The organism is Streptomyces sp. NPDC047841, assembly GCF_040704085.1.
GTDB lineage: Bacteria > Actinomycetota > Actinomycetes > Streptomycetales > Streptomycetaceae > Streptomyces > Streptomyces argyrophylli.
Window position 1 is genome coordinate 101,089 of sequence record NZ_JBEYRP010000021.1, and the last position, 13,977, is coordinate 115,065.

General features: G+C 74.5%; 10 protein-coding genes. 2 read left to right on the forward strand and 8 right to left on the reverse strand.

The features are described from left to right. Positions 1-4: 4 nt before the first annotated feature. The 5 genes from AB0947_RS31345 to AB0947_RS31365 all read right to left on the reverse strand — a co-directional run bounded on the left by AB0947_RS31345 (position 5) and on the right by AB0947_RS31365 (position 7,156). Entirely contained in the window at positions 5-1,789 is a 1,785-nt protein-coding gene (locus AB0947_RS31345; RefSeq protein WP_366753737.1) for a glycoside hydrolase family 15 protein, read from the reverse strand. Positions 1,790-2,252: 463 nt separating this feature from the next. After that, a complete protein-coding gene (locus AB0947_RS31350; RefSeq protein WP_366753738.1) occupies positions 2,253-3,083 on the reverse strand; it encodes an SURF1 family protein in 831 nt (276 codons plus the stop codon). 16 nt (positions 3,084-3,099) lie between these two features. Further along, on the reverse strand, positions 3,100-3,333 hold the full coding sequence (locus AB0947_RS31355; protein ID WP_189985138.1) for a hypothetical protein: 234 nt from the start codon (positions 3,331-3,333) through the stop codon (positions 3,100-3,102). Positions 3,334-3,432: 99 nt separating this feature from the next. Continuing rightward, positions 3,433-4,416 (reverse strand): DEDDh family exonuclease, encoded by a 984-nt coding sequence (locus tag AB0947_RS31360; RefSeq protein ID WP_366753739.1) that lies wholly within the window; start codon positions 4,414-4,416, stop codon positions 3,433-3,435. A 133-nt stretch (positions 4,417-4,549) separates the two neighbouring features. Beyond that, positions 4,550-7,156 carry an MXAN_6230/SCO0854 family RING domain-containing protein gene (locus tag AB0947_RS31365; protein ID WP_366753740.1) on the reverse strand — a complete coding sequence of 869 codons (2,607 nt, stop codon included), beginning with the start codon at positions 7,154-7,156 and terminating at the stop codon, positions 4,550-4,552. Positions 7,157-7,413: 257 nt separating this feature from the next. On the opposite strand from AB0947_RS31365, the gene AB0947_RS31370 reads away from it, so the two are divergent. Next, on the forward strand, positions 7,414-8,124 hold the full coding sequence (locus AB0947_RS31370; RefSeq protein ID WP_366753741.1) for a VIT family protein: 711 nt from the start codon (positions 7,414-7,416) through the stop codon (positions 8,122-8,124). A 162-nt stretch (positions 8,125-8,286) separates the two neighbouring features. Then, positions 8,287-9,333 carry a zinc-dependent alcohol dehydrogenase family protein gene (locus tag AB0947_RS31375; protein WP_366753742.1) on the forward strand — a complete coding sequence of 349 codons (1,047 nt, stop codon included), beginning with the start codon at positions 8,287-8,289 and terminating at the stop codon, positions 9,331-9,333. A 9-nt stretch (positions 9,334-9,342) separates the two neighbouring features. Here AB0947_RS31375 and AB0947_RS31380 read toward each other — a convergent pair whose 3' ends face one another. The 3 genes from AB0947_RS31380 to AB0947_RS31390 all read right to left on the reverse strand — a co-directional run bounded on the left by AB0947_RS31380 (position 9,343) and on the right by AB0947_RS31390 (position 13,954). Continuing rightward, entirely contained in the window at positions 9,343-10,743 is a 1,401-nt protein-coding gene (locus AB0947_RS31380) for a CoA transferase (protein WP_366753743.1), read from the reverse strand. A gap of 67 nt (positions 10,744-10,810) precedes the next feature. Next, positions 10,811-12,328 carry a S8 family serine peptidase gene (locus tag AB0947_RS31385; RefSeq protein ID WP_366753744.1) on the reverse strand — a complete coding sequence of 506 codons (1,518 nt, stop codon included), beginning with the start codon at positions 12,326-12,328 and terminating at the stop codon, positions 10,811-10,813. Between the two features lie 99 nt (positions 12,329-12,427). Continuing rightward, positions 12,428-13,954, reverse strand: coding sequence for a S8 family serine peptidase (locus tag AB0947_RS31390; protein WP_366753745.1), 1,527 nt, complete (start codon positions 13,952-13,954; stop codon positions 12,428-12,430). Positions 13,955-13,977 lie beyond the last annotated feature (23 nt).

A 13,977-nucleotide genomic window follows, 5' to 3' on the forward strand; every position in this document is an offset into this window, starting at 1 on the left:
GTCCCTATCCTGCCCGGTCGTCCCCGTAGAGGATCAGCGCGGTGTTCACCAGACCGACGTGGCTGAACGCCTGCGGGAAGTTGCCCAGCTGGCAGCCGTCCACGGGGTCGTACTCCTCGGCCAGCAGGCCCACGTCGTTGCACAGGCCCACCAGCCGGTCGAACAGCTCCCGCGCGTCCTTCGTCCGGCCGGTCAGGTGCAGCGCGTCGGCCAGCCAGAACGAGCAGGCGAGGAAGGCGCCCTCGCCGCCCGGCAGGCCGTCGATCACCGAGTCCCCGGTGTCGTAGCGGCGCAGGAAGCCGTCGTGGCCGAGGTCGTCGCGGATCGCGTCGACCGTGCCGGCCACCCGCGGGTCGTCCGGCGGCAGGAACCCGACGCGCGGGATGAGCAGCAGGGAGGCGTCGAGCTCCCGGGAGCCGTAGTACTGGGTGAACGTGTTGCGCTCCCGGTCGAAGCCCTTCTCGCAGACCTCCCGGTGCACCTCGTCGCGCAGCCGGCGCCAGCCCTCCAGGTCGCCCTGCAACTTCGGGTGCCGCTCCAGGGTCTTCACCGCCCGGTCGGCGGCCACCCACACCATCACCTTGGAGTGCACGAACTGGCGCCGGCCGCCGCGCACCTCCCACAGGCCCTCGTCCGGCTGCCGCCACGCCGACTCCAGGAACGTCATCAGCGAGCGCTGCATGGCCCACATGTGCGGCTTCGTGGGCAGGCCCGAGGAGCGGGCCAGCGACAGCGAGTCCATCACCTCGCCGTACACGTCCAGCTGGAGCTGGTCGACGGCGCCGTTGCCGACGCGCACGGGGGAGGAGCCGGCGAAGCCGGGCAGCCAGGGCAGCTCGGTCTCCGGCAGCCGCCGCTCGCCCGCGACGCCGTACATGATCTGGAGCTCGGCCGGGTCGCCGGCGACCGCGCGCAGCAGCCAGTCGCGCCAGGCCTCGGCCTCCTGCTGGAAACCGGCCGCGAGCAGCGCGCCGAGCGTGAGGGTGGAGTCGCGCAGCCAGCAGTACCGGTAGTCCCAGTTGCGCACGCCGCCCGGCTGTTCGGGCAGCGAGGTGGTGGCCGCGGCGACGATCCCGCCGGTCGGGGCGTAGGTGAGGGCCTTGAGGGTGATGAGGGACCGGACCACCGCGTCCCGGTACGGTCCGTCGTACCGGCACTGGCGGGCCCAGCGCCGCCAGTCGGTGACGCTGCTCTCCAGTGCCTCGTACGGGTCGATGAGCGGCGGGCGTTGCTCGTGCGAGGGGTGCCAGGTGAGCACGAACGCGACCCGCTCGCCCTCCGCGACGGTGAACTCCGCGTGGGTGCCGTAGTCCTCGCCCCAGGTGTGCACGGACGGCTCGGTGCGCAGCCAGACGGAGTCCGGCCCGGCGACGGCCACCCGGTGGCCGTCCGAGCGGCGCACCCACGGCATGACCGAGCCGTAGTCGAAGCGCAGGCGCAGCGTGCTGCGGACGGTGACGCGGCCCCTGACGCCCTCCACGATCCGTACGACGTCGGGGGCGCGGTCGCGCTGCGGCATCAGGTCGGTGACGCGCACCACGCCGTCGGCGGTCGCCCACTCGGTGTCGAGCACCAGCGTGTCGGTCCGGTAGGCGCGGCGGGTGCAGACGTCCGCCCCCTTCGGCGCGATCCGCCAGTAGCCGTGGTCCTCGTCGCCCAGCAGCCGGGCGAAGCAGGAACCGGAGTCGAAGCGCGGCAGGCACAGCCAGTCGACCGAGCCGTCCTTGCCGACCAGGGCCGCGGTCTGCTCGTCGCCGATGAGGGCGTAATCCTCGATGCGCGCGTTCACGGGATGCGGTTTCCCGGGCGGCCACGGGGCCAATCAGGTGGAACGCCGGGGAGTGACCTTTCCGCACACACCCGGTGGGCCGCGCGCGACACGGACCCCGGGGGCGGGCCGGGGACCCACGGCCCCCTTCCACCGACCTGACCGACACCCCGTGCACGGCCCGCTCGTTGCGGCCCGCTTACACCAGGGCGGGCTGCCGGGGGCGGCTGCCCGTGCCCGTGGCCGATCGCCGGGAGGCGGCCCGTTCACACGTGGCCGGCCGGCCGTGAGCTGCGGCTCGCTTGCACCGAGGCAGCTCGCCCGGAGGCGTGGCCGCTCGCACGGTGGCGGACTGGCGGCAGGCGCGGCTCGGTCACATCGGGCGGTCGGCCGGGAGCGTGGCTCGTTGCACCGTGCCCGTTGGGCCGGCGGGCGCTGCCCGTTCGTGCCCGTGCCCGTGGCCGATCGCCGGGAGGCGGCCCGCTTACACCGTGGCCGGTTCGGTCTCCTTCGGCTGCCGCTGTGCCGCGGCCTCCTCCTGATCGCGGATCTCGCGCCGGACCAGGAACCACCAGCCGACCGGCACGGCCGCCGCGAACAGCCACCACTGGATCATGTACGCGTAGTTCAGCGGCGCGTCCTCGCTGCCCGGGTCGGAGATCTGCTCCGGGGAGCCGCCCTTGGGCTCGGGCGCCGTCTGCTGGATGTAGCCGCCGAGCACCCGCGCGCCGAGCCGCCGGGCCTCCTCCGCGCTGTTGATCAGCATGATCTGCCGGTCGGGAAGGCCCTCGACGTTCTTGATGCCGCTCGCCGAGGTCGTCTCGTCGGCCATCAGCCGCCCGGTGACGGTGGTCCGGCCGGCCGGCGGGGCGGGGATCTTCGGGAAGGCGGTCTGCGCGCCGTTCGCCGGGATCCAGCCGCGGTTGACGAGCAGCACCTTGCCGTCGTCGAGGACGAACGGGGTGAGGACGTGGAAGCCGACCTCGCCGTCGGCGTTCGTACGGCGCCGGACCACGACCTCCTTCGCCGTCTCGAAGGTGCCGGTCGCGGTGACCGTGCGGTACTTGTCGGCGCGGGTCACGGCGTGGCCGGGGGAGGTCAGCCGCTCGACCGGGACCGGCTCGGCGTGCAGCGCGGCGGAGACCAGGTTGTTGCGGGCGGTGCGCTCCTCGTAACGGTGCTGCTGCCAGAAGCCCAGCCTTATCATCGTCGGGATCAGCGCGATCGCGACGAGGGTGAGGATCACCCACTGGCGGGACAACAGGAAGCGGTAGCGGTGCACCCCACGACGGTACCTCCGAGCCGTGGGGCGCATTCAGGCGGGTACCGGGTCAGACCCGGTCGACGATCCCGGTCCTCCCCTCCTGGCGGGCGCAGTGCGCGCCGCAGTACCAGTGGCCCTCCACCTCCACGCCCTGGCCGATGATCTGCACCCGGCAGTGCTCGCAGACCGGTGCCATGCGGTGGATCGCACAGGAGAAGCAGTCGAAGACGTGCACCGCGCCCTGCGCGTGCACCTCGAAGGTCATTCCGTAGTCGTTGCCGCACACTTCGCATGTCGCCATGCGCCACAGGGTGGGCCGTCGCCGATTCCCCGGCGAGCGGGCGCCGGGTGAGTCGTCCGGCAATCACCCGATCGTACGACGGCCCGATACGCGGTGCGTTCACCCGTCGGCGGGCTCCACGTCCCCCAGCAGCTGCCCGAACGCGGCCTCGTCCACGATCGGCGTGCCGTACTGCCGGGCCTTCACCGTCTTCGACGTGCCCGAGTCGGGGTCGTTGGTCACCAGCAGGCTGGTCAGCCGGGAGATGCTGGTGGCGACGTGCAGCCCGGCCTCCACGGCCCGGTCCTCCAGCAGCTCCCGCTCGGTCGACGTGTCACCGGAGAAGGCCACCCGCATGCCCTGTTTGAGGCGTTTGCCGTCTTCATAGCGACCTGGGTTGGGATAGGGGCACGCGGGCCTTTTGCGGGAGGGGCGCCAACCGCCGGTCCGGTAGCCGCCGTAGCCGCCCGACGCCTGCCGGGGCACGGGCCGGTCGGACCACTCCGTCAGCGGCCGGCACTCCAGCAGCGGCAGCCGTACGCCGCCCGCCGCCGCGGCCCGCAGGCTGGGCCGGAACGCCTCGGCCAGCACGCGCGCGTCGTCCAGCGCGTGGTGCGCCCGCTGCTGCACCACCCCGAAGTGCGCCGCCAGGGACTCCAGCTTGTGGTTGGGCAGCGGCAGCCCCAGCTCCTTCGACAGGGCGATGGTGCACAGCCGCTGCCGCACCGGCGCCTCGCGCCGCACGCGCGCGTACTCCCGCGCGATCATCTGCCAGTCGAAGACGGCGTTGTGCGCGACGAGCACCCGGCCCTCCAGCCGGGCGGCGAACTCCTCGGCGACGTCCGCGAACAGCGGCGCGCCGGCCAGCGTCTCGCTCGTCAGACCGTGTATCCACACCGGGCCCGGGTCCCGCTCCGGGTTGACCAGCGTGTACCAGTGGTCCTCGACCTCACCGCGCGCGTCCAGCCGGTAGACGGCCGCAGAGATGATCCGGTCGTCCCGGGCCAGGCCGGTGGTCTCCACGTCAACGACCGCGTATCCCAGCGGATACGCGGCCGGCCACTGGGTGGCGGAGGACACTGCGGTCGCACGGTCTTCGAGCATGGTCACTGAGGATACGGGCCACGACTGACAGCACGGCCCCTCAGGTCCCGTTCGCACGCCGCGGGCTCGCCCTCCCGCTCGGCCACCGCACACCCGTGCCCGGGCGTCGGCGAGTTCGCCGCCGCCCCGGCGCTCACCCCAGCGCCGCCACCAGGTCCCCCGCGGTCAGCGGCGCGAGCCCGCAGCCGTCGGCCGGGCCGGGCAGCAGCCGGTACACCTCCCCGGTCGCGCCCCGCGGTGCCACCCCGCCGTGCACCAGGGCCAGCAACACGCGCTTCTTCGCCGCCGCTTCACCCGCACGTGCGTCGGCGTCCGCGGCGCTGCCCGCCGGCTCCCGCCGCTCCGGCGCCTCAAGGGCCCGTATCCGCGCGGCGAACGCGGTGTCCGCCTCCCCGTCCCGGCGCCGGTAGTGCCACAGCTCGTCGACGGTGCCCGCGACGGGCGCGCGCCGGACGACCAGCACCTCGTCGCCCCGCGCCGCCGCGTGCCACACCGCGAGGTCCCACAGCGTCGTACGGCCGTGCGCGAAGTACCGGAACAGGTCCCGGGCGATCCGGCCCAGGTCCTCCCGGTGCCGGGTCACGTCGTGGTAGCCCTCGGCCGACGGCAGGTGCAGGTCCGTCCACAGGAACGTGCGCCGGCGCAGGTCGACCAGCATCGGCACATGGATGCGCGAGTCGCCCTCCAGGTCGTAGCGCTGCCGTACCGCGCGCGGGTGGTACCCGGCGCCGCGCGCCTCCTCCGCCGCCGACGGCAGCGCCATGAAACCGGCGAAGGCGTCGAGCAGTTCCTCGAACGGGATGTCGTTGTAGCTGAAGACGACCGGCACCGCGTACCGCACGCCCCGCCCGCCGAGCGCGCCGAGGTCCAGGTCGACGTACTCGGTGGCGCCGTCCGGAGCCGGAGCCGACGTCAGGTCGCCGGAGTGGACGGCCCACCGGTCGCCGTACACGAGGTTCGTGTAGTCGCACAGGCCGGCGAACTCCCAGTCCTCGTCGTACAGCGCCACCGACAGGTCCAGGTCCACCCGGGTCGTCTCCGGTTCCGTCCAGTGCAGGAACAGCCGCAGCACCTCGCCGGCGGGCAGTGGCTGGGTGCTGCCGCGCGGCACCGACACGAGGGCCTTGGCGGCGGCACGCTCGGCGGACGGCACCGCGAGCCCCGCGAGAGCCGAGTCCAGCACCGCCAGGTCGAACCGGGACCCGGCGGCCAGGCGGCGCAGCGCCTCCGTCTCCAGCAGCGCGCACACGCGCGCGGTCACCGCCTCGGCGAACGGCGGGCGCGTGTCGTCGGCCGTGTACGCGTGCGTGACCTGACCGCGCGGGAAGAACACCCGCCGGTCACCGGGCAGATGACGGACGCGCAGCCGGCCGAGCGCGGCCAGCAGCGGGCCGGGACCGGCCCCGGGCAGTGCCCGCCGCAGCACCTCGTCGAACTCCTCGGGCAGTACGTCGAGCTCGCGCAGCCGCAGCAGGTGGTCCAGCCGGCGCAGCAGTTCGCCCGGCCGCTGTCCCAGGAGGGCGAGCGCGGCGCCGGTGTCCCGCCCGGCCAGTGCCTGTTCCGTCCGCGCGCGCCAGGTGGCCGCCCGGATCCGGCCGTCCGCGACCCGGACGGCCTCCGGGTGGGCGGCGGCCGTCCGCAGCAGCGCCTCGCCCAGGGCGCTGCCGGGCACGACGGACGTGCCGCGCAGCACGGCGAAGGCGAGGGCGGCCCCGGGATGCCGGGCGTGGTGCTCGAAGGGGTGCAGGGTCTCGGCGGCCCGCTTCCACGCGGCCGGGTGCCGCAGGACGTCCTCCACCAGCGAGGGCACGGCGAAGGAGTCGAGCAGGCCGAGCAGCCGGCGGCGCAGCGCACGGGGCAGCGAGCGCAGCCGGGGCGGCGCCGTGAGGTCCGCCGTGCCGCCGGACCACACGCACAGCAGCCGCAGCACGTCGGTCGCGGTCGTCAGGTGCGTGCCGAGCAGGCCGGTGGCCGCCACGCGCGTGTGCCGGTCGCGCAGCAGAGTGCCGAGGACGAGCGCCTTCGTCTCCCGGACCGGGATCTCCGCCGGGAACCAGCCGAGGTCCGCCGGCGCGTGCGCCAGCAGCACCGTCACATCGGCGCGGTCCAGCGCGGGCAGGGGAGTGCGCCGGGCCAGCAACGTGCGCAGCGCGTGGACCGTGTCCGCGCGGACGTCCCTGCCGAGGGCGAGCAGCTTCAGCGGGCCGGTCGGCACCTTTCGGGGGCGGCGCGGCTCGCCCGGCACCAGGAACGGGTCGGCGGTGTCGATCCGGCGGCGGCACAGCGGGCAGCCGGTGTAGTCGGCGCCGTCCCAGCACGCGCGGCACACCAGATGGGCGCACGGCGCCACCGGGTGCACGGCGCCCACCGTGCCGCACAGCACGCACGGCTGGGCGGGCCACTGGAGCAGCAGGGCGAAGACCCGGTCGACGTACAGCCCGAACGTGTCGTCCGGCACGGAGGCGGGGAAGGAGCGGAACAGCGGCATGTGGGTGCGGTCCGCGCCCAGTTCGGCGTCGAGGTGCCGGATCAGCCGCCGGCCGGCGTCCGCGAGCCCGGCGGGACCGAGCCAGGCGAGGGCCGCGCGCAGCTGTGCCGTCGGCGCGAAGCCCCGGTCGAGCAGCTCGCCTTCCAGGGCGGTGAGCCCCTCCGCCGTCGACGGGTCGCCCGGGCGTGGTCCGGCCTGGTCGACGTAGACGGTACGGAGACGGCGGAGCAGCACGGACGCCAGTTCGGACAAGCGGAATCCCCCGGTGCGGAAAAGAAGATGGGTCGGGGGCGGAGAGTGGGCGCGCTGTGGATTCCAAGGGTGGGAAGAGAAGGAAGCACGCCGGCGGAGCCGCCCCCGCGGTCAGGAACAGTAGGCGTACGGCAGTTCGGGCGCCAGCGAATTTCCGGGCGGCACCGGCGGGCACGCGTGGCCGGCGCGAGCGGCCGCTGCCCGCGCGCGGGGCGTCGGTGCGGCGGGCGCGACCCCGGGATGCGATCCTCCCTGCTGTGACGGAACCCATCCATGACGAGCCCCACGGCGGCACGCTCGGTGTCCGGCTGAACTGGCTCCGGGCCGCGGTGCTCGGCGCGAACGACGGCATCGTGTCCACCGCCGGACTGGTCGTCGGGGTGGCGGGCGCGACGGGGAGCCGCAGCGCCCTGCTCACCGCCGGGCTGGCCGGTCTGCTCGCCGGCTCGATGTCCATGGCGGCCGGCGAGTACGTCTCCGTCTCCACCCAGCGCGACTCCGAGATGGCGGCGCTGGCCGTGGAGAAACGGGAGCTGCGCGAGCAGCCGGAGGCCGAACTGCGGGAGCTGACCGAGCTGCTGGAGCAGCGCGGCCTGTCCCGCGAGGTGGCCCGCGAGGCCGCCGAGCAGCTCACCGCGCGGGACGCGCTGCGGGCCCACGCGCGCGTGGAGCTGGGCATCGACCCGGACGAGCTGACCAACCCCTGGCACGCGGCCCGGGCGAGCTTCCTGTCGTTCACCGTCGGCGCGCTGCTGCCCCTGCTGGCCATCGTCCTGCCCCCGGCCGGCTGGCGGCTCGCCGTCACCGTCGTCTCCGTCCTGGCCGCCCTGACCCTCACCGGCTGGAGCAGTGCCCGCCTCGGCGCGGCGGACCCGCGACGCGCGGTCCTGCGGAACGTGGCGGGCGGCGCCCTGGCGATGGCGGTGACGTACGTGGCGGGAAGCCTGCTGGGGGCGGTGGGGGCGTGACCGGGCGGGTCACCCCCGGCCGCGCGGACGGCGGCGGCCCCGGCGTACGGTGAAACGGGCCCGGCACCCCGGGCCCGCCGCCCGCACGACGCTGTGCGACTCCGCACGACCCTGTGCGACTCCGCACGCCCTGGTACGACCCCCACGAGAAGGATCCCCGCCATGCGCGCCACCACCATCCACGCCCCGTTCGAGCTGCGCGTGGAGGACGTGCCCGAGCCCGTGGTGCAGTTGCCCACCGACGCCGTGGTGCGGGTGCTGCGGGCCTGTATCTGCGGCAGCGACCTGTGGGCCTACCGGGGCGAGGCGGCCCGGCAGCCGGGGCAGCGCATCGGGCACGAGTTCCTCGGCGTCGTGGAGGAGACCGGCTCCGAGGTGGGCACCCTCCGGCGCGGTGACCTGGTGGTCGCGCCCTTCATGTGGTCCGACGGCGTCTGCGACTACTGCCGCGAGGGCCTGACGACGTCCTGCGAGCACGGCGGCTTCTGGGGTTCCGTCGGCTACGACGGCGGCCAGGGCGAGGCCGTCCGCGTGCCGTTCGCGGACGGCACCCTCGTCCGGCTCCCCAAGGACGCGGCCTCCGACGACCACCTGCTGTCGGCCCTGCTGACCCTCTCCGACGTCCTCGGCACCGGTCACCACGCGGCCCTCGGAGCGGGTGCCCGGCCCGGCGCCACGGTCGCCGTCGTCGGTGACGGCGCGGTCGGCCTGTGCGCCGTGCTGGCCGCCAAGAGGCTCGGCGCCGAGCGGATCATCGCGCTCGGCCGGCACGAGGTGCGCACCGACATCGCGCGCCGGTTCGGCGCCACCGACGTCGTCGCCGAGCGCGGGGACGCGGCCGTCGAGGCCGTCCGCGAGCTGACCCGCGGGCAGGGCGCCCACGCCGTCGTGGAGGCGGTCGGCACCGAGCAGTCCATGCGGACGGCCGTCAACATCACCCGCGACGGCGGCGCCATCGGCTTCGTCGGCGTGCCCCACGGCAGCGGCACCGGCCTGAACCTCGGCGTGATGTTCGACCGGAACCTCGCCCTGCGCGGCGGTGTCGCGCCGGTCCGCGCCTACATCCCCGACCTGCTGCCGGACGTGCTCGACGGCACGATCGACCCCTCGCCGGTGTTCGACATGACCGTCGGCATCGAGGACGTGCCCGCCGGCTACAAAGCCATGGACGAACGCACCGCGCTCAAGGTGCTGGTGACCAACGGCTGAACCGGCCCGTCAGCGCCACTCGGCCGGGTCCGACCCCCACGGCACGGGAGGCCGCGCCCAGCCGGCGGGGCCCCCGGTGAAGGACACGGCCGGGTGGGCGTGCCGGAGCCGGCCCAGGGGACCGTCCGTCTCGGCCAGCCAGGCGTCGGGGCCCGCGTACGGCGCCCCCTCGGCCACCGCGGACGGGATGCCCTCGGCGGCCGTGGACGGGGTGCGCTCGGTGAGCCAGTGGGCGGTCCGGGCCAGCGCCAGCCGGACCAGCCGGCTCCCGCCGTCGTACGACTGCTCGGTCAGCGCCCGCAGCACGGCCGCCGCCAGCAGATAGCCGGTTCCGTGGTCGAGCGCCTGCGCGGGCAGCGCGCCGGGCCGGTCCGGCGAGCCCTCGGTGACCGCGATGCCGGTCGCGACCTGCACCAGGCTGTCGAAGCCCCGCCGGCCGCCCCACGGCCCGTACGCGCCCCACGCCGACACCTGGGCGACGACCAGGCCGGGGTGCCGCTCGGCCAGCGCGCGCGGTGCGAGCCCGAACCGGTCGAGCGCGCCCGGCCGGTACCCGGTCACCACGACGTCGGCGGTGCGCAGCAGCTCCTCGAAGGTGTCCCGGCCGGCGGTCAGGTCGAGCGTGGCGGACCGCTTGCCGAAGCCCGTGTCGGCGTGCTGGTCCGGCAGTTCCGGCAGCCAGGGGGCGTCCACGCGCAGCACGTCCGCGCCGAGCAGGGCCAGGGTGCGGGTGGCGACCGGGCCCGCCAGCACCCGGGTCAGGTCCAGGACGCGCAGCCCGGCGGCGGGCAGCAGGACGGCGGCGGCCGGGTCCAGCGGCGGCAGCACGCGCGCGGGTGCCGAGTCCAGCCGGGCGCGCTCGACCAGGGGCCGTGCGGCCACCTCGGCGGCCTGCGGGTGCGCCCGCCACTCCCGCGGCGTGCGCAGGGCGACGGCGAGGCCGCCGGCGCCGACGACGGCCTCCTCGGTCTCCCGGGCGGGCCGCTCGGCGAGCCGTCCGGCGACCTCCTCCGCCGAGGCGTCCGCCGGCAGGCCCAGCGCGCCGAGCAGCCGGGACCGGTGGTGCGGGTAGTTGGCGTGGGTGCGCACCCAGCCGTCGGCCGTGCGCCAGAACCGCGACAGCGGTGCGAAGACCGTCGGCGCACGGCCGTCCACCTGGAGGACCCGTTCGCTGTGGAAGGCGGTGGCGACCGCGCCGTCGTCGACCCGGACGCCGGGCACCTCGGCGCGCCCGGCCCGGTGGGCCGCCAGTTCCGCCGCGGCCAGCGCGCACGCGCCGACGCACGCCCGGGCGAGCTGCCGTACGGGAAGGCGCGCCGGGAGCGCGCCTTCCCGCGCGACGGTGGTGAGCCGTGCGAGACGGGCGGGATCGCCGCCCAGGGCGGACCACGCGTACGTGATAGTCGTCATGACTGCACTATGCAGTATTGACTCAATCAACGTCTTAAGTGCCCACGTGCGGTCCTCGGAGAGAGGGCTACCGGGTCACCGCGGCCAGCGCGTCCGCCGTGCCCCGGCCGTAGAAGCCGTTGTAGTTCTTCGACCCCTCGCACACGGCGTCCACCTTGCCGTCACCGTTGATGTCGTACGGGTCCGTGCACGGGGTGGCGTTGGCCTCGGCGTACAGCAGCGCCTTGACCAGGGCCGCGGAGGCGTGCGGATGGGTTGACTTGATCAATGCGGCAACACCGGCGACATGCGGGGTCGCCATGGACGTACCGGCCATGTAGCCCCACTTGCCGCCCGGCAGCGGACCCAGGATGAGGCCGCTGGTCGCCGGCGGCTCCGGCTTCTGGTAGGCGGTCGAGTCGCCGCCGGGCGCGGCGATGTCGATGACGCCGAGGCCGTAGTTGGAGAAGGACGACTTGAGGCCCTTGGCGCCCGTGGCCGCCACCGTCACGACACCCGGCAGCTGGGTCGGTATGTCGTAGCACTCGTGCGGGTCGATCACCCGGTCCGAGGGCGTGCCGTCGTTCGGGGAGACCGGGTCGGTGAGGGAGTCGGACGCGAGGTCGTAGCTCTCGTTGCCCGCCGCCGCGACGTTGACCGTGCCCTTGCGCTCGGCGTACCGCGAGGCCCGGGTGACGGCGTCCACGAGCGCCTTCTGGTCCGGGTCGGTGGTGCAGTTGAAGTACCACGGGTCGGTGTAGTAGCTGTTGTTGGTCACGTCGACGTGGTGCTCGGCCGCCCACACGAAACCGCAGACCACGGCCTCCGTGTAGAAGTAGCCGTCCGGGTTGGCGACCTTGATGCCGGCGACCTTGACGCCCGGTGCCACACCGGTGACACCCACGCCGTTCTTCGCCGCGGCGATCTCGCCCGCCACGTGCGTGCCGTGCGGGCTCTCCGACGCGCTCGGCCGCCAGGCGCCGTCCGTCGTGTCCGGCTTGCCCGACACGCAGTTGGCGGACGCGGCGCGGTCGAAGTTGGGCGCGATGTCCGGGTGGGTGTCGTCGACGCCCGTGTCGATGACGGCGACCGTGACGTCCCGGCTGCCCAGCGTCTTCTCGTGCGCCTTGTCGGCCTTGATGGCGGGCAGGTCCCACTGGAGCGGTTCCAGCGGGTCCTGGCCGTCGGCCGCCGTCACCCGGGCGGCCTCCTCGGCGCTCAGCGTCCTCGGCGTACCCATGTCGGTGGTGGACTGCGCGGGCAGCGGCGCGTTGCGCGTGGCCCCGGCCGAGTCGACTCCGCGTACGGAGCGGATCCGCTGGGCGAAGCCGGGGTCCGCCGCGTGGGCGACGATCACGCCGATCCGGTCGTACGCGACCACCACCGAGCCCCCGGCCTCGGCGATCGCCTTCTGGACACGCGCCGAGACGGCGTGTCCGGGGCGGACGTTGACGACGTAGCTGAGTGTGGGCGCGTCCGCGGAGGCCGCCGGGGTGCCGGTGGCGGCGGACGCGTTGACGCCGGGCAGGAACGCGAGGGCCGTGGCCAGGGCCATCCCGGCGGGGAGGGCGAGGGCGCGGCGGTAGCGCGGCTTGGGCGCTGTCATGGCTGTTCTCTCCAGTTCGTTCGCGGTACGAGCGCGTCGTGCGGGAAGTGGGGTGAAGCGCCGTCGGACGGCGACGGCGGTGTGCGGGCCGCCGGCCGGCTACTCGACCGCGCGCAGCGCGTTGACGACACCGAAGCCATAGAAGCCGTTGACCCGCTTGCCGCCGGTGCAGGTCGCGTCCACGACCCCGTCGCCGTCGCCGTCGTACGGTCCGGCCGGGCAGCCCGGGTTGTCCGCCTGGGCCTTCAGCAGCGCCCGCAGCTGGGCGGGAGTGGCGTGCGGGTGGGCCGACTTGAGCAGCGCCGCCACCGCGGCCACGTGCGGGGAGGCCATCGAGGTCCCCTGGAGGAAGCCGTACTGGTTGTCCGGCAGGGTGGACAGGATGCGGCCGTTCTTCGACGGCGTGTCCGGGATCTGGTACTTGTCGCCGCCCGGCCCCGCGACGTCGACCACGCCCCGGCCGTAGCTGGAGTAGTACGACTTGGTGCCCTTCACGCCCACGGCGCTCACGGTGACCACACCGGGCAGCTGGGTCGGCACGTCGAAGCACTCGTGCGGGTCGATCGTGCGGGTCCGGGCCGTGGAGTCGTCGGGGCTGGAGTCGTCCACGACGGCGTCGGAGTCCAGGTCGTCGTTGGAGTTGCCCGCCGAGGCGACGTTGAGCGTGCCCTTGCGCTGGGCGTACAGCTGGGCCCTGTTGACCGCGTCGACGATGGCACGTTGATCGGGGTCGTCCATGCAGTTGTACAGCCACGGATCAACGTAGTAGCTGTTGTTGGTGATCTCGATGCCGTGGTCCGCGGCGAACACGAACGCGCAGACCACGCTCTCCGGGTAGAACAGCGACGTCTCGTCCGGCTGCGCCACCGTGATGCTCGCGACCTTCACGCCCGGCGCCACACCGGCCACGCCGACGCCGTTGCGGGCGGCGGCTATCTCACCGGCCACATGGGTGCCGTGGTAGTGACCGGCGTCCGCCGGCCGCCACGCGCCGTACGTCGTGTCCGCCTTGCCGCTCACACAGCTCGCCGACTGGGACGCGGAGAAGTTCGGGGCTATGTCCGGGTGGGTGTCGTCCACGCCCGTGTCGATGACCCCGACCGTGACGTTCCGGCTGCCCGGATCCACCTTCGCGGCACGGTCGGCGCCGATCGCCCGCAGGTCCCACTGGTCCGCCTCCAGCGGCTCCTCGCCCGCCGTCGCGCTCGCCGCGAGCCGCGCCCGCTCCGCCCGGGACAGGACCTGCACCGCGCCCTCGTCCGTCGTCCCGGCCGCGCTCAGCGGCGCGGTCCGGGTGGCGCCCGCGGAGTCGACCCCGCGCACCGCCCGCATCCGCGCGGCGAAGTCCGGGTTCGCGGAGTGGACGACGATGACGCCGATCCGGTCGTAACCGGCCACCACCGTGCCGCCGTTGCGCGCGATCTCCCGCCGTACGGACGCGATCGTGCGGTCGTCCGTACGGGTGTTGACCACGTAGGCGAGGTTCGGGCCGTCCGCCGCCCGCGCCACCGCACCCGCGGCGGGCGCCGCCGAGGCCGCCGACGGCAGGAAGCCGAGCGAGGCGGTCAGCGACAGCACGACGGGCACGGCGAGCGCGAGCCGGCGTCTGGAGCGCAGATGAGCCATGGGATCTCCACATCATCCGGATA